Raw genomic sequence first — 24,146 nt, 5'->3', positions numbered from 1 at the left:
AAGAAAGAGTCAGCAAAGCTATCCACATAACTTTGCTGACCTGGAAATATTTCCACAGAAATAAAAATATAAATTTCGTCATTTTTTACAATGGCCTATGCATACCTCTGAACAGTAACAATAGCAGCGCGTGAACAGTACCTGAGGAATTACGAAAGGACTGGGACATGGAAAAAGGTGTTTTTTACAGAGCCAAAACGTGCTATAATGATAAAAGAGTCTGACTGCAGAAGAAGCCGTCAGACAGAAATGATGAAGAGACAGAGGAGATCATTTTATATGAAATTAATCTCATGGAATGTAAATGGAATCCGTGCCTGCATTGGCAAAGGATTTGTGGAGAGTTTCAATGACCTTGATGCGGATATTTTCTGCCTGCAGGAGACGAAATGCCAGCAGGGACAGGTGGATCTGGAACTTCCGGGATATTACCAGTACTGGAATTATGCTAACAGACGCGGATATTCAGGAACTGCTGTTTTTACAAAGAAAGAGCCATTGTCTGTGACTTACGGAATTGGAATTGAGGAGCATGACAAAGAGGGCCGTGTGATCACACTGGAATTTGAGAACTTTTATCTGGTGACTGTATATACACCAAACTCTCAGAGTGAACTGCGCAGACTGGAATACCGCATGCACTGGGAGGAGGATTTCCTCGCATATCTGCTGAAATTGCAGGAGAACAAGCCGGTGATCTGTTGCGGTGACATGAATGTGGCACATCAGGAGATCGATCTGAAGAATCCGAAAACAAACCGTAAGAATGCCGGATTTACAGATGAAGAACGTGCATGCTTTACGAAAGTGCTTGAGAGCGGATTTATCGATACTTTCCGCTACTTTTACCCGGATGTGGAAGGCAGATATTCCTGGTGGTCTTACAGATTCAAGGCCAGAGAGAAGAATGCCGGATGGAGAATTGACTATTTTATCACTTCTCCGCAGCTGAAAGATAAACTTGAGGGTGCAGATATCCATTCTGATATCATGGGATCCGATCACTGTCCGGTAGAACTTCAGATTGCATTAGACTGATTAAAAATATGGAGGAGACAAAGAGATGGCTGAGCGCAGAAAGATGAAAACAGAAAAGGGGCTGGCGCTGATACCTGGTGCAAATAAACTTTCGAATGGATACAATTTTGCAGTAGAGGTACCGGAAGGCAGCAGTGCATCTCTGGTTCTCTATAAGAAGAGAGCAAGAAAACCTTTTGCGGAGATTCCTTTCACAGAAGAGGAGAGGACAGGAAATATGTACGCATTATCCATTCCGGATTTCAGATCTGAGGATTATGAGTATAATTTCATGGTGGATGGAAGGGTATATACAGATCCCTGCGCATACAGAATTATGGGAAGAGAGCGTTTTGGTGCGGCAGCAGACAGTGATCCTCACAAAGTAAGATGTGGATTTTTGAAGAATGAGGTTTTTGACTGGGAAAATGACAGAAATCCGCGGATTCCCTATCATGAGATGATTCTTTATAAACTGCATGTAAGAGGCTATACAAAGGTAAACCGCAGTATCAGAGGGGTGAAGGGAACATTCCAGGCACTGGAAGAAATGATCCCGTACTGGAAGGAACTGGGAATCAATACAATTGAACTGATGCCGGCTTATGAATTTATGGAGAGTGGTATCACCAGTGATCCGGCAGCAGCGGGGATGGTTTCTGAGAAGCGTACAGAAGGCCGTGTGAATTTCTGGGGTTATATACCGGGCTATTATTTTGCACCGAAGAGATCTTACTGTGCGACAGACGATCCGGAGAAGGAATTTAAGACATTGATCAGAAAGCTTCATCAGGCAGGGATCGCCTGTATTATGGAAATGTACTTTCCAAAAGAGAGCAATCCTGTAGTGACACTGCGTGCACTGCAGTTCTGGAAACTTTATTATCATGTAGATGGATTCCATGTTCTCGGAGAGGGCGTTCCGACAGGACTGCTGATGCATGATGCAATTCTGAGCGATACGAAGCTGATGTTTCATGACTTCAATGAAGATCAGATTATCAGAAAGAAGAATCCGGCAGGAAAGTGTATTGCACAGTATAATCCGGGATTTCTGCAGGATATGCGCTGTTTCTTAAAGAGTGATGAGGATATGGTAGGCACTGCTGCATACAGGACAAGAAGAAATCCAGGTGCATATGCGGTGATCAATTATATGGCATGTCAGGACGGATTTACGCTGAATGATATGGTAACTTATAATTACAGACATAATGAGGCAAATCAGGAGAATAATCAGGATGGAAGCAGCTACAATTATTCCTGGAACTGCGGTGTGGAAGGCCCGAGCAGGAAGATACAGATCCGTCAGATGAGAGAACGTCAGCTGCGAAATGCATTTCTTATGGTGCTGCTTGGTCAGGGTGTTCCAATGATCTACGGTGGAGATGAGATCTGTAATTCCCAGAATGGAAACAATAATGCCTACTGTCAGGATAATCAGGTAGGATGGATTGACTGGAAAGGTCTGAAGAAGAATGAGAAAATGTTTCAGTTTGTAAAACAGGCGATCGCTTTTCGCAGGGAGCATCCGATCCTTCATGTGCCGGATGAGATGAGAGGTGTGGATTATAAGACTAAAGGCCTGCCGGATGTTTCCCTTCATGGAGAACGGGCATGGTATTTAAATGCAGAAAATACTTCCAGACTGCTGGGGATCATGTATTATGGTGCCTATGCACAGAAAGCTGACGGCAGTGAGGATGAGTCTGTTTATATCGCGTATAATTTCCACTGGGAAACCAGGGAGTTTGCCCTGCCGAATCTGGGACATAAGCACTGGAAGAAAGTAATCGACACCAGTGCAGTAAAAGAGAATGGATTTCTGGATGAAAGTGAAGAGAAATACAGTAAGAAACTGGAAATCGGACCGCGTACCATTGTGGTACTGCTGGCAGTAGAGGAGGAGAAGGAAGATGCATCCGTGGCTGCACTTTAAGACAATAACCAGACATAAGCTGCTTGTTATGCATTACTGCTTCCGGGCAGGTTTATATAAACAGGGACTGCTTCATGACCTGTCAAAATATGCGCCTGTGGAGTTTCTTGTAGGATGTAAATATTATCAGGGTGACAGAAGCCCGAATAATGCAGAGCGTGAGGAGACAGGGTTGTCGAAATCCTGGCTTCATCACAAAGGCAGAAATAAGCATCATTTTGAGTATTGGGTAGATTATGTGCCTGGTGATGAACATATCATCAATGGTGTGCCGATGCCGAGGAAATATATCGCAGAGATGGTAATGGACAGGATCAGTGCATCCAGAAATTATCTTGGAGACAAATATGATCAGCATCAGCCGCTGCAGTATTATCTGAAAGGTAAGGAGAAACTGTGGTTTATCCATCCCAAAACAAAGAGAGACCTGGAGGGGCTTCTGCGGATCCTGGATGACCGTGGAGAAGAAGTTCTGATCTCTTATATTAAGAATGTTTATCTGAAAAAAGACAAAACCAGATTCAGAGCCTTAAGAAAAAACAGGAACAGATAAATTTCTGATTGACAGGACAGCGGATTTTGGTGTAAAAATATAGTTCAGGCAAAAAAATACCAAAATTTGGGAAATACACTTGCGTGATGACAAGGTAATGTGGTAAAGTAACCGGGTACAGTAGAAGTACGCGGTTACTTTTTTGCCGTGCAGAAAATAACTGTATCATATTTCTGCGAAGTAAATATGTAACAGAAATAGGGAAAGTTCTTTTATATCTGTTATATGAAAATGCTCCGGGCAGATCCGGAGTGTATTTTAAGAATAAAAAGGAGGAGTAAATTTGAGTGGTACAACAATGATCATATTGTCCGCATTTGTAGTCTATCTGTTATTTATGATAGTCATCGGTGTGGTCTATATGAAGAAAACAAACAGCTCAGAGGATTATTTCCTGGGCGGACGTGGACTGAATGCATGGGTAGCGGCTCTGTCTGCACAGGCATCAGATATGAGTGGATGGCTTCTGATGGGACTTCCGGGAGCGATTTATTCTCTGGGAACCGGACAGATCTGGATTGCAGTAGGATTATTTATCGGAACTGTATTAAACTGGGTCTGTATTTCACACAGACTTCGTAAATATACGATCGCAGCGAACAATTCCCTTACGATCCCTGCATATTTCGAGAACAGATTTCAGGATAAGAAGAGAATCCTGTTACTGCTTTCCTCTATTGTGATCGTGATCTTTTTCCTGGTATATACAGCTTCAGCACTGGCAGCAGGCGGAAAGCTTTTCAATACCGTATTCGGGATTGATTATCATATCGCACTGGCAATCGGAGCAGCAGTTATCCTCTGTTATACATTCATGGGTGGATTTATGGCTGTATGTGTAACAGACTTTGTACAGGGAACACTGATGCTGATCGGTCTTCTGATCGTTCCGCTGGTTGCTTACTTTACATTAAGCGGAAACCTGACTGATCTTCTGACACAGAGTGGTGCCCCAGGCGGAGCAGCAGCTTTCCTGAATCCTTTTGAGAATGGAGAACGTCCATATACATTTATTGAAATCTTTTCTCAGCTTGCATGGGGACTTGGATATTGCGGCATGCCTCATATCCTGACCCGTTTTATGGCTGTAAAGAATGAGCAGGAGTTAAAGAAATCCAGTGTGATCGCGATCGTATGGGATATTCTTTCTCTGACAGCAGCATGTTTCATCGGTATTGTGGGACGTGCATATCTGCTTCCGGCTGTACTGGGAGAAGAGGGGGCATCTTCTGCAGAGAGTGTATTTATCGAGATGATCAACAAACTGTTTTCCACAGATCTGGCACTGCCGTTTGTCGGAGGTATTTTCCTCTGTGGTATTCTGGCGGCGATCATGTCCACTGCAGATTCACAGCTTCTGGTAACTGCCTCTGCGGCTTCTGAGGATTTATATCATCAGTTTATCAAGAAAGATGCGGATTCCAAAGAAATCCTGACAGTTGCCAGATTTACTGTTATTGCAGTTTCTGTTGTTGCATTTGTTATTGCATGGAATCCGAACAGCAGTATCATGGGACTGGTATCTAATGCATGGGCTGGCCTTGGTTCAGCATTTGGTCCGACTGTAGTGATGTCTCTGTTCTGGAGAAGAACAAATCTGGCAGGTGCAGTTGCAGGTATTGTTTCCGGTGGTCTTACCGTTATCATCTGGGATTACATACCGCTTATTTCGGGACAGACACTTGGTTCTTATACAGGACTTTATTCACAGGCAGTAGGATTTGTGGTCAGTCTTGTTATGATCGTGATCTTCAGTCTTGCTACCAAGGCACCGTCCAAAGAGATCACAGATGTGTTCGATGAGGTTGCAGGAAGAAAATAGAATAGAAAGACTATCCATTTTCGGATGAATTTGTTATAATGGCAGTAGCGCAAAAAAAGCGTTACTGCTTTTTTTATCAAATTGCGGAGCAGTTATTTGGTTATGAGCAAGTAGCGAAGCGAATGATTTTATCCGTTTGAATGAATCGTGCAGATGAAATTATTTACATGATTCGGATCAGGGAAGACCCGAGGGGAAAGAGAGTAGTTTCTCTTAAAATTTATAAGAAGAAGGTGTCGGACATGAAGAAATATGATTATCTGATAGTTGGAGCAGGCCTTTTTGGAGCAGTATTTGCACATGAGGCTACAAGACGGGGAAAAACATGCCTTGTGATTGACAAAAGAGACCACATCGGCGGAAATATTTACACAGAAGAAGTAGAGGGAATTCAGGTGCACAGATATGGTGCGCATATTTTCCATACTTCCAGAAAACAGGTATGGGATTATATTAACCAGTTTGCGGAATTCAATCATTTCGTAAACTCACCGATCGCGGTTTATAAAGATGAATTATATAATCTGCCGTTTAATATGAATACTTTCCACCAGCTCTGGGGAGTACGTACTCCGGCAGAAGCAAAGGCGAAAATCCAGGAACAGATCGCAAGAATGCACATCACACATCCGAAGAATCTGGAAGAGCAGGCACTTGCACTGGTTGGTCAGGATGTATATGAGAAACTGGTAGAAGGATATACAAGGAAACAGTGGGGCAGAGAGTGCAAAGATCTGCCGGCATTTATCATAAAAAGACTGCCTTTGCGTTATACTTATGATAACAACTACTTTAAGGATCCTTATCAGGGAATCCCGAAGGGTGGCTATACACGTATTGTAAAGAAACTTCTCGAAGGTGTACAGGTATGCCTGAATACTGATTTCTTTGCAAACAGAGAGGAACTGACTGCGCAGGCTGATAAAGTACTCTTTACAGGTATGATCGATCAGTTCTATGACTATTGTTACGGAGAACTGGAGTACAGATCCTTAAGATTTGAGACAGAAGTGCTGGATATGGGCAACTATCAGGGAAATGCAGTTGTAAACTATACAGATTATGAAGTTCCGTATACAAGAATTATCGAGCATAAGCATTTTGAATTCGGTACTCAGCCGAAGACCGTGATCACCAGAGAGTATCCGGCTGCATGGGAGAAGGGAAAAGAACCGTATTATCCGGTAAATGATCCGAAGAACAGTGAACTGTTTGATAAATATGAACGCCGTGCATTAGAGGAGAAGAATGTGATCTTCGGCGGAAGACTTGGTATGTATCGTTATATGGATATGGATCAGGTAATTGAGGAAGCACTGGCGCTTGCTGAGACAGAACTTACCTATGAAGAACCGTAAGTTCATTAATAACCTGAGAGGAAAAGAATATGACAGATACACCAACAATTGCTCTTTATTACAGAGAGTATGAGCCAATGAAAAGAAAAATGTTCCTTGATCAGTCCATTGCGGACGGAGAGGATGATGAGGCAAATGCAGTTCGAAAGGAATTATGGGAACTGCGTTATGGCGGACCGGCAGAAAAAGGAGCTGAAACACGTGCAGACGGATACCTGGCTCTCTGGATGGCATTGGAATATAATAAAGATGCAGCCGGAAGACTTTTTGGCGCAAAGAGTGCGCGAAAAGAAATCGAGAAGAACCTGAAGAAACTGAAATTCAAAGAGATTCAGGAGAAGAGTGAACTTCACAGAGAACTGCTTTACAGAGAATGCTGCCATATGGTGAAAACTTATATGGAACTGTGTGAGAAAGATAAAACTTATAATTCCACTTTATGCGGAATTGTGCCGCTGGGTGAGAAGAATGCCAAGAACAAGCTTCAGAATGATGTATATGAGACTGCAGTTGTGCTTCCGGGCAATATCAATATGAAGGAAGAACTGGATATTATCACCAGAGCAGCAAGGGAAGCTTATGAGGCTCATTTTCCGGGAGAGGGCGGATTATAGAATACGCCAATAATTAATTTGGAGGCATACATGAACAAAGAGAATTTGACAGCTTATGAAGTTGTGACAGAAGAGGAACTGACAGATATTCATTCCAGGGGATGGCTCCTGCGCCATAAGAAAACAGGTGCCAGAGTCATGCTGATCGAGAATGATGATGAGAACAAAGTATTTAATATCGCATTCCGTACACCGCCTAAGGACAGTACAGGTGTTGCGCATATCCTGGAGCACAGCGTACTCTGCGGATCCAGGGAATTTCCACTTAAAGATCCTTTTGTGGAATTGGTAAAAGGATCTCTGAACACATTTCTGAATGCAATGACTTATCCGGACAAAACCTGCTACCCTGTAGCAAGCTGCAATGATCAGGATTTCCAGAATCTGATGCATGTTTATCTGGATGCGGTATTCTATCCGAATATCTATAAAAGAGAAGAGATTTTCCGTCAGGAAGGCTGGAACTATCATCTGGAACAGCCGGAAGGACCACTGAAATACAATGGTGTTGTATATAACGAGATGAAGGGAGCATTCTCTTCGCCGGATGAAGTTCTGGAACGTGAGATCATGAATCACCTTTTCCCTGATACTACTTATGGATGTGAATCAGGTGGTGATCCGAAGAACATTCCGGATCTGACTTATGAGAATTTCCTGAATTTCCACAGAACTTACTATCATCCATCCAACAGCTACATTTACCTGTATGGAAATATGGATATGGAAGAGAAACTGGCATTCCTGGATGAGCATTATCTGTCCAATTTCGAGCATCTGGATGTAGATTCTGCTATTGAAGAGCAGAAAGCATTTGCAGCATGCCAGGATGTGGAGCTGGAGTATCCGGTTGCTGAGAACGAGAGCGAAGAAGATAATACTTATCTTTCCTACAATATGGTTGCCGGAAATGCTGCAGACAGCCAGATGGCAATGGCATTTGAGGTGTTGGACTACGCACTGTTAAGTGCACCGGGAGCACCGTTGAAGCAGGCACTTCTGGATGCAAAAGTGGGTAAGGATGTCTATGGCTCTTATGATGACGGCATTCTCCAGCCATATTTTACAGTGATCGCAAAGGGTTCCAATCCGGACAAAAAAGAAGAATTTGTATCTGTGATCAGACAGGTGCTAGGAGATATCGTTGAGAACGGAATTGATAAGAAGGCAGTGGAAGCAGGAATTAATTATTTTGAATTCCGTTACCGTGAAGCAGACTTCTCCTCTTATCCAAAGGGACTGATGTATGGTCTGGATATCCTGGGAGACTGGCTGTATGAGAAGGGAAATCCTTTTGCACAGGTACAGCAGCTTACAGTATTTGAGAATCTGAAGAAGGCAGTCAATGAGGGATATTTCGAGGAACTGATACGCAAATATCTTCTTGAGAACCCGCATGGCTGTGTTCTGACGCTTCTGCCGAAGAAAGGTCTGGCAGCCCAGCGTGAGAAAGAACTGGAAGAGAAACTGGAAGCTTACAGAAGCAGCCTTTCAGAGGAAGAATTAAATGCAATGGTTGAGAAGACCAGAGCACTGGAAGCATATCAGGAGGCAGAAGAAGATCCTGAAGCACTGGAGTGCATCCCGATGCTGAAGAGAAGTGACATTAAGAAAGAAGCCGGAAAGTTTGTAAATGAGGAATTATCCGTAGATGACAGTCTGTTTCTTTATCATGATGTATGCACAAACGGCATCGGATATGTGGACATGATGTTTAAGACAGACAGCATTGCACCGGAGCAGATCCCGTATCTGGGACTTTTGAAGTCCGTACTTGGATATGTAGATACAAAGGATTACACATACGGCGAGCTGTTTAATGAGATCAATGCCAATACAGGTGGTATCAACTGCGGTGTAGAGGTATTTGACAGAGCAGATTCAACGGAAGAATTTCAGGCAATGTTTTCTGTAAGAGGAAAAGCGCTTTACCCAAAGATGGAATTCCTGTTCCATATGATCCAGGAAATCCTGAATACTTCTAAACTGGAAGATACCAAGCGTCTCTATGAGATCATTGCTTCTGTGAAATCACGTGCACAGGTCAGCCTGACAGGTGCCGGACATTCTACTGCTGTATTGAGAGCAACTGCTTATTCTTCTCCTATGGCAGCATTCCAGGATGAGATGGCTGGAATCGGATATTATCAGTTTATCGAAAAACTTGAGAAAGATTTTGACCAGAGAAAAGACGAGATCGTAGAGGAACTTCGCAGACTGATGAAAGAAATCTTCCGTCCGGAGAACTTTATGATCAGCTATACAGGAGAGAGAGAGTCTCTGGAAGCGGTTGAGAAGTTTGCTGCAGAAGTAAAAGCAGCACTCTGCACAGAACCTGTAGAGAAATATCAGGATAAACTGATCTGCACAAAGAAGAATGAAGGATTCAAGACTTCAGGACAGGTACAGTATGTGGCACAGACAGGTAACTTTAAGAAGAAAGGTCTGGAATATACAGGTGCACTTGAGATCCTGAAGGTTATCTTAAGCTATGACTATCTGTGGATCAATCTTCGCGTAAAGGGCGGCGCATATGGCTGCATGAGCGGATTTAAGAGAAATGGTGAGAGCTATCTGGTGTCTTATCGTGATCCGCATCTGAAACGTACTCTGGATGTATATAAAGGAATTCCGGATTATGTGAGAAACTTCCAGGCTGATGAGCGTGATATGACGAAATATATTATCGGAACCATCAGTGGCAAGGATGTGCCGAAGACCCCTCAGATGAAAGGGGCTGTTTCCAGAAATGCATATTTCTGCGGTGTGACAGAAGAGATGCTCCAGAAGGAACGTGATCAGATCCTTAACGCATCTGTAGAAGATATCCATGCACTGGCTGAGATCATCGAAGCAATCCTGGCAGCAGATCAGATCTGCGTGGTGGGAAGTGAGAGCAAGGTATCTGAAGCTTCTGATCTACTGATGGAAGTGAAATCACTGATCAACGGCTAAAAGTATAAAATATAAGGAAAAAGATAGAATGAACGAGAATTTTAAATCCGGATTTGTAGCGATCATTGGACGTCCGAATGTTGGTAAATCAACTCTGATGAACCATTTGATCGGTCAGAAAATCGCTATCACATCCAAGAAACCACAGACAACCAGAAACCGTATCCAGACAGTTTATACCTGTGATGAGGGACAGATCGTATTCCTTGATACCCCTGGTATCCATAAGGCAAAGAATAAGCTGGGCGAATATATGGTTCAGGTGGCTGAGAGAACTTTAAAAGAAGTAGATGCTATTATGTGGCTGGTAGAGCCAAGTACCTTTATCGGTGCAGGAGAGCGTCATATTGCGGAACAGCTTCAGAATATCGGTGTGCCGGTCATTCTGATCATTAATAAGATCGATACAGTTTCAAAGGAAGAAATCCTTCCTGCGATTGATACTTACCGCAAGGTATGTGATTTCGCAGAGATCATTCCGTGCTCTGCTCTGAGAGGACAGAATACAGAGGATATTATTGGATGTATCTTAAAATATCTGCCGTACGGTCCGATGTTCTATGATGAAGATACAGTTACAGACCAGCCGCAGCGTCAGATTGTGGCAGAGGTGATCCGCGAGAAGGCACTTCATGCACTGGATGCGGAAATTCCGCACGGTATTGCTGTTGCCATCGACCAGATGAAAACACGTCCGGGCAAGAAACCAATCGTAGATATTGATGCAACGATCATTTGCGAGAGAGAGTCTCATAAGGGAATCATCATCGGTAAACAAGGAGCCATGCTGAAGAAAATCGGCAGCAACGCCAGATATGAGATCGAACGTATGCTGGAATCAAAAGTCAATCTGAAACTCTGGGTCAAAGTAAAGAAAGATTGGAGAGATAGCGACTTCCTTATCAAGAACTTCGGTTACGATAAAAAAGAAATCTGATAATACGGAAATCTGATCAGACGATAAAGCTAATGGTAAAGTTACGTGCAAATTTTGATATAAGACAATAAATTATCTGCCGGCAGTCTGGGCCATTGCAGATATTATAGCAATCCTTAAAATGAGAAAACAATAGTCAGGAAGCAGATGGAATGAGTGATTTAATAACTGTGCAGGGAGTGGTACTCTCTGCCATGCCTGTAGGAGAATATGATAAACGGATCGTCCTTCTTACCAGAGAACGGGGAAAGATTTCAGCCTTTGCAAAAGGGGCACGCCGGCCAAACAGCCCGTTTCTGGCAGTAGCGAATCCCTTTGTATTCGGAATCTTTACCCTTTATGAAGGGCGTTCCAGCTATAATCTGAACCAGGCATCCATTACTCATCATTTTGTGGAACTGGCCAGTGAACAGCCGGGTATCTATTACGGATATTATTTTCTGGAACTGGCAGATTATTTCGGACAGGAAGGAACAGATGAGAAGGAAGCCATGAACCTTCTGTATGTAACGGTGAAGGCATTGCTGAATCCTCATATTGAGGACAGACTGGTGCGGTGTATTTTTGAACTTCGCATGATGGCAGCACAGGGACTGTGCCCTTCTCTGTTTAACTGTGTGTGCTGTGAAAGACAGCCGGTGGAGGGGGAGGAACTTTTCTTTTCCCAGCAGAATCATGGAATACTGGATAAGCATTGCCTTGGGCAGGTAAATGACGCAAAGAGAATTTCTGCGCCTGCCCTGTATGCCATGCAGTACATAGTAACGGCGTCTCTTGGCAAGCTGTATACCTTTGCTGTAACAGAAGAAGTTCTCTATGAACTGGAACGTTATATCCACACGTATGTGGCTACAAACACAGAAAAACGGTTTAAAAGTCTGGAAATTCTGGAAATAATGAGCTGAGATACCTTGAAAAAGGAAAGAGTTACAGGTATAATGGCTTTAGTTGTAGCTATTCATTGTGTTAACCGAACTAATTAAGGATTTGGATCTGACTGCAGAGACCTGTCAGATCTGATAAAATGAGTAGTTACGTTGGCGGTTATTGTTTGTATATTAGACGATAGCTGTGTACCTATTTTATAAAAAAGAACGAGGAGAATTGTGATGGAAAAAACAATGGACAAAATCATAGCTCTGGCAAAAGCAAGAGGATTTGTTTATCCGGGCTCTGAGATTTACGGAGGTCTTGCAAACACATGGGATTATGGTAATCTCGGTGTAGAATTAAAGAATAATGTAAAACGTGCATGGTGGCAGAAATTTATTCAGGAATCTCCATACAACGTAGGTGTTGACTGTGCGATCCTGATGAATCCGCAGACATGGGTAGCATCCGGACATCTGGGAAGCTTCTCTGACCCGCTGATGGACTGTAAGGAATGTCACGAACGTTTCCGTGCAGATAAGATCATCGAAGATTTCAGCCAGGAGAACGGTATTGAACTTGAGAGCTCTGTAGACGGATGGTCTCAGGAAGAGATGATGAACTTCATTAAAGATCACAATGTACCATGCCCGACATGCGGCAAACATAACTTTACAGATATCCGCCAGTTCAACCTGATGTTCAAGACATTCCAGGGTGTAACAGAGGATGCTAAGAACACAGTATATTTAAGACCTGAAACAGCACAGGGTATTTTCGTAAACTTCAAGAATGTTCAGAGAACATCCCGTAAGAAAATCCCGTTTGGTATCGGTCAGATCGGTAAATCCTTCCGTAACGAGATCACACCGGGTAACTTCACATTCCGTACACGTGAATTCGAGCAGATGGAACTTGAATTCTTCTGCGAACCGGATACAGACCTTGAGTGGTTTGCATACTGGAAGAGCTTCTGCCTGAACTGGTTACATTCTCTTGGTCTTAAGGATGAAGAAGTTCGTTACCGTGACCATGATGCAGAAGAGTTAAGCTTCTACAGCAAGGCTACTACAGACGTAGAGTTCCTCTTCCCATTCGGATGGGGCGAGCTGTGGGGAATCGCTGACAGAACAGACTATGACCTGACACAGCATCAGAACGTATCCGGACAGGATCTGACATACTTTGATGATGAGAAGAAACAGAAATATATCCCATATGTAATCGAGCCGTCACTGGGAGCTGACCGTGTGGTACTTGCATTCCTGTGTAGCGCATATGATGAGGAAGTTCTGGATGCAGAGAAGAATGACGTTCGTACAGTTCTTCATTTCCATCCGGCACTTGCACCTGTTAAGATCGGTGTGCTTCCTCTTTCCAAGAAACTTAATGAGGGCGCAGAGAAGATTTATCAGCAGTTAAGCAAGAAATATAACTGTGAATATGATGACCGTGGAAACATCGGTAAACGTTACAGAAGACAGGATGAGATCGGTACTCCGTTCTGCGTAACATACGATTTCGAGTCTGAGAACGATGGAGCAGTTACTATCCGTGACCGTGACACAATGGAGCAGGTTCGTGTGAAGATTGATGAACTGGATGCATATTTTGCAGATAAGTTTACATTCTAAATCAGTCAGAAATGTCTGGAAAATAAAATAAGATATTAAAACATAAGACAAAGGTGTCGTTGAATCATTAAAATAATGGTTAACGGCATCTTTGTCTTTTTTACTGAGTGAAGATGGAAGACATCCACCTGACTTAAAAGGAGTTATTGCTCTGCAGATGAAATTCCCATCTGTCTGTAATAACTCCCAATGTTTATGTATGATATCAGTCTTTTTGTGCTTTCTGGCGGGCGAGTTTTTCGATAATATCGATGCAGGCATCATATCCCAGAGTTCCGGTATCCAGGCAGAGATCATAATCATGGTAACTGCCAAGATCGTGTTTGGTATAGGTTTTGAAATAGGTTTCGCGCATATCGTCAATCTTGTTCAGATACTTGCGTGGATCTTCTTTGCCGTTTAATCCTAACTTCTCGATGTGTGTAGTACGGGTATCAACATCTGCATGAAGAAAAACATTCAGACTTGGGATACCTGCCTCACGCAGGATCAGGTTGGAACAGCGTCCGATCAAAATGCAGTCCTGCTGTGCGAGGTGAAGAACCAGTTCTTTCTGTGCACGGAAAATGGCATCATGGGAACTGGAATAGTTCATGGAATTACCCAGGAAATTATCCAGAATTTTTGCACTGCGGCTTAAAGTTTCGCCTTCACGTTCAATATCTTCCTCAGAATATCCGCTTCTGGCAGCAGTTTCTTTTACGAAATCTTTGTCATAATAAGGGATGCCGAGATGTTCTGAGAGTACTTTTCCAACACTGTGTCCGCCGGCACCGAATTCACGGCTGATTGTGATGATCGGATATATTCGTTTAGCCATAGTAATTACCTCCATATGGGTGTGTTTTTTCTTTATTTTATTGTAACGTTTTTTATAACAATCTTCAATAAATATTTTCATTTTTGGTGAAATATGATATAATTTTTAAGATGTATATAAAATTCATAGTAATCCTCGGGATTAAATGCATTATTTTTGAGAATTGCTAGAGGAGAAGGAGATGAATCTATGAGAAAAAAAGAGCTTTTCGGAAGTAAAAGAAAAGCAGGCCGGATCGTTGGCCTGGTTGTATCCCTGGCTCTTGCAGTCAGCCTTCTGAGCGGATGTGGACAGGGTAAGACCCGACTGACATTTGGTACAGGCGGTACTGCAGGTACTTATTATTCTTACGGCGGCGTACTTGCCCAGTATATTACGAATAATACAGATACCAAGGTTACAGCTGTTTCCACAGGTGGATCGAAAGCCAATCTGCAGTCCGTGCAGGATGGAGATTTCCAGCTTGGATTTGTACAGTCTGACGTAATGGCCTATGCATGGAACGGCGTAAGAGCTTTCGAGCAGGATGGAGCAACCCATGATTTCAGAACCCTGGGCGGTCTTTATGCAGAGACGGTGCAGTTGTTTACCATGGATCCTGACATCAAGACAGTAGCAGATCTGAAAGGCAAGAGCGTATCCATCGGTGCAGGAAACTCAGGTGTATATTTCAATGCATTGGATGTCTTAAATGCAGGCGGTATTACTCTGGATGATATTCATCCGCAGTATCTTTCCTTTGAGGACAGTAAAGAATCATTAAAGGATGGAAAAATTGACGCAGCGTTTGCTGTTGCGGGGGCGCCTACAACAGCGATCACAGAGCTTGCAACGACCAACGGGGTATATCTGATCAATATTGACGGAGAGGTCCGTGATACGATTCTGAACAGTTGTCCGTATTATACCACCTATCAGATTCCGGCAGGTACTTATCCGGGACAGGACGAACCGGTGGAGACCATTACTGTTAAGGCGACGATCGTTGTATCTGAGAGCCTGGATGATGATATTGTCTACGATATGACTGCTGCTATCTTTGATCATGCAGATGAGATTGCATCCGAGAATGCAAAGGGAGCCGAACTTTCCCTGGAAAATGCCACTACAGGTATGACAATACCGTTCCATGAAGGCGCTGCACGTTACTATGCAGAGCACGGAATCACAGTTGACACGAAAGGGGAATAGCCGGTATGAAAGAAAATAAGAGTAAAAAAGTAAATACATCCCCGGCAGGACAGACAGATGCTGTCAGTGAAGCAGATGTAGATGCGGTTATGAAGAAATATGACCGTGAGTCAAATGTCCGTGTATGGACCGGAAAATATAAACTGGCTGTCCGCGGAATTCTGATTGCATTTTCATTATGGTGTATTTATGTAACACTTTTTGCAACATTCCTGGAAGAAATCCGACTGACTTCTTTCCTTGGACTGATCGTTCTGATCGGATTTCTGACTTATCCTGCAAAAAAGGGTGATATCAGAGAGAACTATATGCCGATCGGCGATATTATTTTTATGCTGCTTGGCACAGGAGCGTTTCTGTATTTCACTTTTAATGCAAATAAGATCATTAATCAGGGTACCAGATTTGAAACTTATCAGATCATTATCGGTATTGTTGGTATTCTGGCACTGGTTGAGCTTACCAGACGATGCGTTGGTCTTCCAATTCTGATCGTAGCAGGATTTTTCCTGATCTATGCATTAGCTGTAGGACTTACCAATCCGGCATTCTTTGGCAGAGTGAAATTCCTGGTGCGTAACCTCTTCTATACAAAAGAAGGTATTTTCTCCACACCGGTGAATGTATGCTCCAAGTATATTGTAGTGTTTATTATCTTTGGTGCGTTCCTTGAGAGAACAGGAATCTCCAATTTCTTTATCCAGCTTGCAAACTGCGTAGCCGGAAAATATGCAGGTGGTCCTGCAAAAGTAGCAGTTATCAGTTCTGCACTCTGCGGAATGGTTTCCGGTTCTTCTGTAGGTAATACAGTTACCACAGGTTCCGTTACCATCCCTATGATGAAAGAAACAGGATATAAACCAGAGTTTGCCGGTGCTGTTGAGGCTGCTTCCTCTACTGGTGGACAGATCATGCCTCCGATCATGGGAGCTGCAGCATTCCTGATGGCTGACTTTGTAGGTGTTCCGTATTCACAGATTATTGTCAGAGCGATTCTGCCGGCATTGCTGTATTTTGCTGGAATCTTTATCGCAGTACATCTGGAAGCCAAGAAACTTGGACTTTCCGGTATTCCGAAAGAAGAACTTCCTGTATTCAAGATCCTGATCCGTAAGATTTACCTGTTATTACCTCTGGTTATGCTGGTTGTCTGGGTATCTGGAAACTATATGACTATGCAGAAAGCTGCAAGTTATGCGATTATTCTTTCTATCGTGGTAAGTCTGTTTGACAAAGAGAACAGGATCAGTGTTACAAAGTGCCTGGACGCTCTGGAAGCAGGCGGAAGAGGCGTTATTTCCGTAGCAGTAGCCTGCGGTGTTGCAGGTATTATTTCCGGTTCCATCACTATGACTGGTCTTGCAAATGACCTGATCAACGGAATCATCGGTGTTGCAAACGGAAGACTGATCATTGCACTGTTCCTTACAATGCTTTGCTGCATCGTACTTGGTATGGGTGTTCCGACAACTGCGAACTACTGTATCATGGCAGCAACCTGTGCGCCGATTCTGGTTCGTATGGGAGTGCCGATCCTGGCAGCTCACTTCTTTGTATTTTATTTTGGTATTGTAGCAGATATTACACCGCCGGTAGCACTTGCTGCTTATGCAGGTTCTGCAATCGCAAAATCGAACCCAATGAAGACTGCATTTACAGCTTCGAAATTGGCTATCGCGGTATTCATTGTGCCGTATGTATTCTGCTTCAATCCGTCCATGCTTCTGATCGATACCACTGCTGTCAGTGTAGTTCAGATTTTTATCACTTCACTAATCGGCGTATTTGGTCTGTCAGCATCACTGGAAGGTTTTCTGTTTGTGAAGATGCCTGCAATTGTCCGCGTTATGTTGGCTGTAGGAGGACTGATGCTTATCAATCCAACGCTTATGACGGATATTTTGGGACTGCTTCTGATCGTTGCCGGATGTGCATGGCAGAAAATGCAGCAGAATAAAACGAAGGTAGTGGTCTGACAGATAAAGTCCTGATTGTTTGTTCTGCAGTGGGCTGGAAGGATAGTTTCGTAAGATAGGGGGAAATATGCATAAAAAAATATCAATTGAACAGTCAAAAATATCAGACGGCATTAATTTTGTTGAGAATGGTCTTACAGAATTAAAAATTGCAAAAAAGCAAAGAATCAAGACAATGCTTGTGGCAGAGGAAGCGCTGGTTAAACTGACTGAACACGCAGAGAGTCAAGATGATCAGATTGGTATCAGTTTAAATAAAAATCTGAACAGGATTTATGTCAATATGACTCTCAGGGGACAGGAATTTCAACTGATACAGGGATATACAGTTGAGGAGGTACTGAACCGGGAGAATGATGATCAGCAGTCTTCGCAGGAAGAAGAGGGAATGATCAGAGATATCCTTCTGAGATCTAATAAAGACCAGCTGCGCTATAAGAATAAGAATCATACAAATATGGTGGAGATCATGGTACAGAAAAATCCACATGCAATGGCAATACAGACAATGTTTGCCCTGGCAGCAGCCATTGTGGTGGGAATGCTTATGAAGACCTTTGTACCTGATACAGTTAATACTGCATTAAATGATAATATCTTTTCATCTATCAGTACCATGTTTCTGAATGCATTAAAAATGATCGTAGGTCCTGTGGTATTCTTTTCCATTGTCAGCAGTATTTCTCAGTTTGGAGATCTGAAGGAGGTTGGCAGGATCGGTGGTAAGATTATGGGATTTTATATGCTTACGACTCTACTGGCTATTCTTTCCTCAACTGGTATTTTTTATGTTTTTCAGCCCGGAGATCCGAGGCTTGCATCAAAGCTGACTGCAGATGTGTCAGCAATTGCATCTTCGGATGTCAGTATCTCTATTAAGGATACTATTGTTAATATTATTCCTTCGAATTTTGTGAAACCTTTTCTGGAATCCAATATGCTGCAGCTGATTTTTCTTGCAATCCTGATCGGGATCGCACTTGGAAAGATCGGAGATTATTCCAAAATATTGAAGGATATATTTGAAGCCTGTAATTCACTTTTCCTGAAGATTACGGTTATTCTGGTTCAGTTTATACCGATTGCAACATTTGCATCTGTTTTAACAGTTATATTAAAGACAGGACCGGATGTATTACTGTCAATGCTGGCAATGTTGGGAACTTTTACAGTTGGTATTATTGTAATGCTGGGAATTTACTGTCTGCTGATCCTTTTGATCGGACATCTGACTCCTGTACCATTTATAAAGAAATACAGCCCTACTATGCTGCAGGTGTTTGGACTGGCATCCAGTAATGCTGCGATCATAGTAAATATGGATGCCTGTGAACATAAGCTTGGCATTCCAAAGAAAATCTATTCTCTGTCAATTCCTTTAGGTGCAACAGTGAATATGGATGGAACCTGTATATATCTTGTAATATTCGGCATGACACTGGCAAGGATCTTTGGTGTGGAGATCAGTGGAGGAATGCTGTTGTCCATGTTTTTCTCTGTTCTGGTCCTGTCGGTGGGAGCGCCGGGAGTGCCGGGAGCAGGGCTTGTGTGTCTGTCAGTATTGCTGACTCAGATGCAGGTGCCTTTGGCTGGAATTGGTCTGGTCATGGGAATGGATTCGCTTCTGGGTATGATGCGTGCCATGAGCAATAGTCTTGGTGATGTGGCAGCATCCCTGATCGTTGCAAAATCAGAGAAAATACTGGATATGGAAAAATATATGGAGCGCAGCAGAGAAGAAGAATAGCAGAAGAAAACAGAAAAAGAGTATAAAAAAATACAGCTGACAATCGGTATAATATATGCCGGCTGCCAGCTGATTTTTTATGTTATAGGAAATTACTCCGTCTTGTTAGAAATCCAGTTCCTTGAGATAACGTCCCAGTGCATCCTGCCAGGTGGGGAGTGGTGTGAAACCATTGGCTGTCAGTTTGCTCTTATCCAGGCGGCTGTTAAACGGTCTGGCTGCTTTGGAAGCGCCATACTCTGCAGTTGTGACGGAGTTGACTGTCATGTTTTCCGGGAGATATTCCGGGTGTCCCATGGCAGCGGCCTGACGGAAGATTTCTTTTGTGAAATCATACCAGCTGATATATCCGCCCTCATTGGTTGCATGATAATAACCGTATTTTTCAGTTTCAATCATATCTACCAGAAGTCTTGCCAGGTCATAGGTATAAGTAGGTGTACCGATCTGGTCATTGACTACGGAGAGAGTATCATGAGTTTTTCCGAGGTTGATCATGGTTTTGATAAAGTTCTTGCCGTTTTTGCCGAATACCCATGCAATACGGACGATAAAGAACTTATCAACTGTGCCGGATACGGCAAGTTCACCGTCCAGCTTTGTCTGTCCATAGACATTTAATGGTTTATAGTCTTTGCAGTCCGGCTCCCATGGAGTGGTTCCCTGACCATCGAACACATAGTCAGTGGACAGATACAGCATCTTGATGTCAAGCTCTTTGCACACATCAGCAATATTCTGGGTTCCGGTTACATTTACAAGGCGGACTTTCGGCTGATTTTCCTCATCTTCGGCAGCGTCTACAGCTGTCCATGCAGCGCAGTGGATCACTGCATCAACCTTTGCTTCTTTGATGACTTTTTCTACAGAAGCTTTATCAGTGATATCCATCTGTACATAAGGCATTGTGGTAACTGCAGTACCGTCAGCAATTCCGCTGTAGGAAGGAGCGATATCGCTTCCTACACCTTCATAGCTGCGTTTCGCAAGTTCATTCATAACATCATGTCCGAGCTGACCGCCTACACCTGTTACAAAAACTTTCATAATTTATGCCTCCCCGCGGTGTGCGTACATTTTTTCATAGTAGTTCTGGTATTCACCGGAGATGATAGTTTCCCACCATTCTTTGTTCTCGAGATACCATTTGATAGTCTTCTTGATACCGTCTGCGAATTTAGTTTCCGGTAACCATCCCAGTTCGTTGTGAATCTTAGTCGGGTCAATCGCATAACGCATATCGTGTCCTTTACGGTCTGCTACGTATGTGATCAGGCTTTCCGGTTTGCCGAGTTCTTTACAGATGATCTTAACGATATCAATGTTTGTCATTTCATTGTGTCCGCCTACATTGTAAACTTCTCCTACACGTCCTTTGTGGATGATCAGGTCGATGGCACGGCAGTGGTCTTCTACATAGAGCCAGTCACGAACATTTTCGCCTGTTCCGTATACTGGAAGTGGTTTGTCATTTAATGCGTTGGCGATCATTAACGGAATCAGTTTTTCCGGGAAATGATATGGTCCGTAGTTGTTGGAGCAGCGGCTGATGGATACAGGCAGTCCGTAAGTTCTGTGGTAAGCAAGTACCAGAAGGTCTGCAGAAGCTTTGGAAGAGCTGTAAGGGCTGCTGGTGTGGATCGGAGTTTCCTCTGTGAAGAACAGGTCAGGTCTGTCTAGTGGCAGATCTCCGTATACTTCGTCAGTGGATACCTGATGGTAACGTTTGATTCCGTATTTACGGCATGCGTCCATGAGGACAGCAGTACCAATAATGTTAGTAGTAAGGAAAACTTCCGGGTTTTCAATGGAACGGTCTACGTGGCTTTCTGCTGCGAAGTTTACAACCATGTCAGGATGTTCTTCTTCGAAGAGTTTGTAAACAGCTTCGCGGTCTGTGATGCTTTCCTTAACAAAACGGAAATTCGGGTTGTCCATAACAGGAGCAAGAGTGGAAAGGTTTCCTGCATATGTCAGGCAGTCCAGACAGATGATACGATAGTCCGGGTATTTCTTTAACATGTGAAAAATAAAGTTGCTTCCGATAAATCCGGCACCGCCGGTTACGATAATATTCATTGTGATTCTCCTTTAATTTTATAAATAATATAAGTATTCTGCTGTAATCTGTCATAGAAGGAACTGATGACAGATTACAGAGAGAAAGTATTAGGGGCGAATGATTTAAATTCTGTTTAACAGAAACAATTTCGGCAGAATCAGAAGGATGGTTCTGATTCAATTAGTGAAGTACATCCAGGTATTTGCCATCCAGTACATCTTTCAGATACTGGCCATACTGGTTCTTTTTCAGTACTTCATAAACTTTCAGCACATCCTCTTTTGTGATCCATCCATTGAGATATGCGATCTCTTCCAGGCATCCAATCTTGCGGTGCTGGTGGCTTTCCATAGTTTTTACGAAGTTTGTGGCTTCTACGAGGCTCTCATGTGTGCCGGTATCCAGCCATGTGAATCCCTGACCGAGAAGTTCAACGTTTAATTCGTTTTTTTCCAGATAAATGCGGTTGAGGTCTGTGATCTCAAGCTCGCCTCTGGCACTTGGTTTCAGATTCTTTGCATATTCTACAACACGGTTGTCATAGAAATATAATCCTGTTACACAGTAATTGCTCTTCGGATGTTCCGGTTTCTCTTCAATAGAGATGGCTTTGCCTTCTTTGTCAAATTCCACAATGCCGAATCTCTCCGGATCATCTACATAGTATCCGAATACAGTAGCGCCTTCGCCTGATTCTGCATTCTGTACAGCAGCCTGAAGTCTCTTCTTCAGACCATGTCCTGCGAAAATGTTATCGCCAAGAACCATGGCAACTGTGTCATTACCGATAAATTCCTCGCCAATGATAAAGGCCTGTGCAAGTCCATCCGGGCTTGGCTGTACGGCGTAGGTGAGATGAACACCAAACTGATGTCCGTCACCCAGAAGTTCTTCGAAACGTGGGGTATCCTGTGGAGTAGAGATGATCAGGATATCACGGATCCCTGCGTTCATCAGTACAGACATTGGATAGTAGATCATTGGTTTATCATAGATTGGCAGAAGCTGCTTGGATGTTACCATGGTGAGCGGGTAGAGGCGTGTGCCGGAACCGCCTGCTAAAATAATACCTTTCATTTGTATTCTCCTTTTTCATTTGTCAGTACGTAGTTAGGGTGATATTTCGTCAGTTATCTGTGTAAATGATAAGTGGAATATCAGACTGTTACGATACTGGCTGGTTCAACGGGTTTCTGGATTGTCAGGCTGATTTACGATATATTCCTGACTTTGGTAATTGTATTATAAAAGGTGACCTAAGGTCACCTTCAAGTGCTTTTTACAAAAAAGTTAAAATTTGGTTATTTTTCACAAAGAAAAATGCCTGCATCTTTTGTAATGAAGAAGCCATCCTTTGTTTTTCGTGATACGAATCCACGGAAATCCTTATATCTGTCCAGAAGATACTGATTCTGGTTTCCATGGCAGGAAAGAATATAGGAGATCAGCGGTTCTGCATCCGGGACAAGAAGGGAGTCCTTATAGGATTCCCAGGAAATATGGGAAAAATACGGATTCAGTATCGCAGCTCCGTTTTCTCTGCCGAAACGTTCATACAGTCTGTCAGCAGAGAGGACAATGCGGTCGTCGAAATTCTGTACCAGCTGACTGACTTCCTGCATATGTCTGCTTCCGTAAGTACTGCATACAAGCCTGCCGCCTGGGACAAGCACCCTGCGGATCTCATTGCATACAGCAGGAATATTCTCGCAGTAAAACAGTACATGGTTGGCGATCACCAGATCAAAGTAGCAGTCTTCATGAGGAATTTCTGCGCAGTCAAATACCTCAAAAGAGAAACGGCTGTCCTTTCGCCCGATGGCACGTCTGGCATCACGGAGCATTCCCGAAGACAGATCGGAAAGTGTAACCGAAATATCCTGGGGAAGGAACTGGATATTCTGTGCCCACAGAGCTCCGTCGCCACATCCTAATTCCAGAATCCGCATACCGGGCTGAATGTGGCACTGTTCATAAATCCATGGAAACCATCCCTGCTTATTCTGGGAGTAGAGACTGTGGAGATTGATACGGGAAGAAATATTGGATGCATTCTGGTACTGATTCTTCATGCTCTTTTCCATGCCGGTCAGATGGATCAGGTCAAGCATCTGATTCCAGTCAATGGCATGTTGGGAGCGGATTGCTTCTGTAGTATCCTGGATTGCTTTTTCTACCAGCTGCATCTGCTCGATGCGGTCACGCACCAGTTTCAGCTGAATGTTCAGAGAGTTCTCCATGAAATGATAATCCGAATCATCAATGGTCATCTCCCGGATATCGTCCAGAGAGAATCCCAGATATTTCAGAAGCAGGATCTGGGAAAGTCTGGCGAAATCCTCATCTGTGTAGAAACGTGCCCCGGATTCTGTCACATAGGAGGGTTTGAGGATATTCTGTTTATCATAATAACGGATGGTCCGGAGCGTTACATGAGCCATCCGTGCAAATTCTCCGGAAGAGTAGTAGCCGTCTTTTTTCATGTGAAAACCTTCTTTTAAAAAAAATAGTGCTGTTAACAAATGCGTACTATAACAGATAAATAGTTTACATTTGCTGATTTCCAATCTGGGTAAAGTATAACACAGTTTACTGTCAGCCTACAAGCATCAGGCTCTGCCAGTGCATGAAATGGGGAGTTTTGGATTTTT

General features: G+C 43.2%; 18 protein-coding genes. 13 read left to right on the top strand and 5 right to left on the bottom strand.

The window, feature by feature from the left end; all coding sequences use genetic code 11:
- The first annotated feature begins 279 nt into the window (after positions 1 to 279).
- From KQI87_RS06635 to KQI87_RS06590, 10 genes are all read left to right on the top strand, one after another.
- Positions 280 to 1,038, top strand: coding sequence for an exodeoxyribonuclease III (locus tag KQI87_RS06635; protein WP_216459485.1), 759 nt, complete (start codon positions 280 to 282; stop codon positions 1,036 to 1,038).
- 25 nt (positions 1,039 to 1,063) lie between these two features.
- Positions 1,064 to 2,956 carry a Type II secretory pathway, pullulanase PulA and related glycosidase gene (locus KQI87_RS06630; protein ID WP_216459484.1) on the top strand — a complete coding sequence of 631 codons (1,893 nt, stop codon included), beginning with the start codon at positions 1,064 to 1,066 and terminating at the stop codon, positions 2,954 to 2,956.
- Positions 2,934 to 3,509: a DUF5662 family protein gene (locus KQI87_RS06625; RefSeq protein ID WP_216459483.1), complete on the top strand. Its 576-nt coding sequence runs from the start codon at positions 2,934 to 2,936 to the stop codon at positions 3,507 to 3,509. Before KQI87_RS06630 ends, KQI87_RS06625 begins: the two co-directional genes overlap by 23 nt.
- A 283-nt stretch (positions 3,510 to 3,792) precedes the next feature.
- Entirely contained in the window at positions 3,793 to 5,331 is a 1,539-nt protein-coding gene (gene putP, locus KQI87_RS06620; RefSeq protein WP_216459482.1) for a sodium/proline symporter PutP, read from the top strand.
- A 242-nt stretch (positions 5,332 to 5,573) separates the two neighbouring features.
- Positions 5,574 to 6,689: a UDP-galactopyranose mutase gene (gene glf, locus KQI87_RS06615; RefSeq protein WP_216459480.1), complete on the top strand. Its 1,116-nt coding sequence runs from the start codon at positions 5,574 to 5,576 to the stop codon at positions 6,687 to 6,689.
- Positions 6,690 to 6,718: 29 nt separating this feature from the next.
- On the top strand, positions 6,719 to 7,303 hold the full coding sequence (locus KQI87_RS06610) for a DUF6553 family protein (RefSeq protein ID WP_216459479.1): 585 nt from the start codon (positions 6,719 to 6,721) through the stop codon (positions 7,301 to 7,303).
- A 30-nt stretch (positions 7,304 to 7,333) separates the two neighbouring features.
- Positions 7,334 to 10,258 (top strand): insulinase family protein, encoded by a 2,925-nt coding sequence (locus KQI87_RS06605; protein ID WP_216459478.1) that lies wholly within the window; start codon positions 7,334 to 7,336, stop codon positions 10,256 to 10,258.
- A gap of 28 nt (positions 10,259 to 10,286) precedes the next feature.
- Positions 10,287 to 11,195: a GTPase Era gene (gene era / locus KQI87_RS06600; RefSeq protein ID WP_119242429.1), complete on the top strand. Its 909-nt coding sequence runs from the start codon at positions 10,287 to 10,289 to the stop codon at positions 11,193 to 11,195.
- 152 nt (positions 11,196 to 11,347) lie between these two features.
- Entirely contained in the window at positions 11,348 to 12,100 is a 753-nt protein-coding gene (gene recO, locus KQI87_RS06595; protein WP_216459476.1) for a DNA repair protein RecO, read from the top strand.
- Positions 12,101 to 12,304: 204 nt separating this feature from the next.
- Entirely contained in the window at positions 12,305 to 13,699 is a 1,395-nt protein-coding gene (locus tag KQI87_RS06590) for a glycine--tRNA ligase (protein WP_118508582.1), read from the top strand.
- Between the two features lie 205 nt (positions 13,700 to 13,904).
- Here KQI87_RS06590 and KQI87_RS06585 read toward each other — a convergent pair whose 3' ends face one another.
- Positions 13,905 to 14,519, bottom strand: coding sequence for a cytidylate kinase-like family protein (locus KQI87_RS06585; RefSeq protein ID WP_216459474.1), 615 nt, complete (start codon positions 14,517 to 14,519; stop codon positions 13,905 to 13,907).
- Between the two features lie 189 nt (positions 14,520 to 14,708).
- Here KQI87_RS06585 and KQI87_RS06580 point away from each other — a divergent pair, with 189 nt between their 5' ends.
- The 3 genes from KQI87_RS06580 (at position 14,709) to KQI87_RS06570 (ending at position 19,433) form a co-directional block, all read left to right on the top strand.
- Entirely contained in the window at positions 14,709 to 15,710 is a 1,002-nt protein-coding gene (locus KQI87_RS06580) for a TAXI family TRAP transporter solute-binding subunit (RefSeq protein WP_216459473.1), read from the top strand.
- Positions 15,711 to 15,715: 5 nt separating this feature from the next.
- On the top strand, positions 15,716 to 17,686 hold the full coding sequence (locus KQI87_RS06575) for a TRAP transporter permease (protein ID WP_216459471.1): 1,971 nt from the start codon (positions 15,716 to 15,718) through the stop codon (positions 17,684 to 17,686).
- Between the two features lie 67 nt (positions 17,687 to 17,753).
- Positions 17,754 to 19,433: a dicarboxylate/amino acid:cation symporter gene (locus KQI87_RS06570; protein ID WP_216459469.1), complete on the top strand. Its 1,680-nt coding sequence runs from the start codon at positions 17,754 to 17,756 to the stop codon at positions 19,431 to 19,433.
- Between the two features lie 105 nt (positions 19,434 to 19,538).
- On the opposite strand, the gene rfbD is transcribed toward KQI87_RS06570, so the two are convergent.
- The 4 genes from rfbD to KQI87_RS06550 form a co-directional block, all read right to left on the bottom strand.
- Entirely contained in the window at positions 19,539 to 20,480 is a 942-nt protein-coding gene (gene rfbD / locus KQI87_RS06565) for a dTDP-4-dehydrorhamnose reductase (protein ID WP_216459467.1), read from the bottom strand.
- Between the two features lie 3 nt (positions 20,481 to 20,483).
- Positions 20,484 to 21,512 (bottom strand): dTDP-glucose 4,6-dehydratase, encoded by a 1,029-nt coding sequence (gene rfbB, locus KQI87_RS06560; RefSeq protein ID WP_216459465.1) that lies wholly within the window; start codon positions 21,510 to 21,512, stop codon positions 20,484 to 20,486.
- 163 nt (positions 21,513 to 21,675) lie between these two features.
- Entirely contained in the window at positions 21,676 to 22,572 is an 897-nt protein-coding gene (rfbA, locus tag KQI87_RS06555) for a glucose-1-phosphate thymidylyltransferase RfbA (RefSeq protein WP_216459463.1), read from the bottom strand.
- Positions 22,573 to 22,796: 224 nt separating this feature from the next.
- On the bottom strand, positions 22,797 to 23,978 hold the full coding sequence (locus KQI87_RS06550) for a MerR family transcriptional regulator (RefSeq protein WP_216459461.1): 1,182 nt from the start codon (positions 23,976 to 23,978) through the stop codon (positions 22,797 to 22,799).
- Positions 23,979 to 24,146 lie beyond the last annotated feature (168 nt).

Origin of the sequence: Blautia sp. MSJ-9 (assembly GCF_018919065.1) — a bacterium.
Lineage (GTDB): Bacteria > Bacillota > Clostridia > Lachnospirales > Lachnospiraceae > Blautia_A.
Note: the sequence above shows the minus strand (reverse complement) of the source record. Positions and strands in the feature narration are given on the sequence as shown.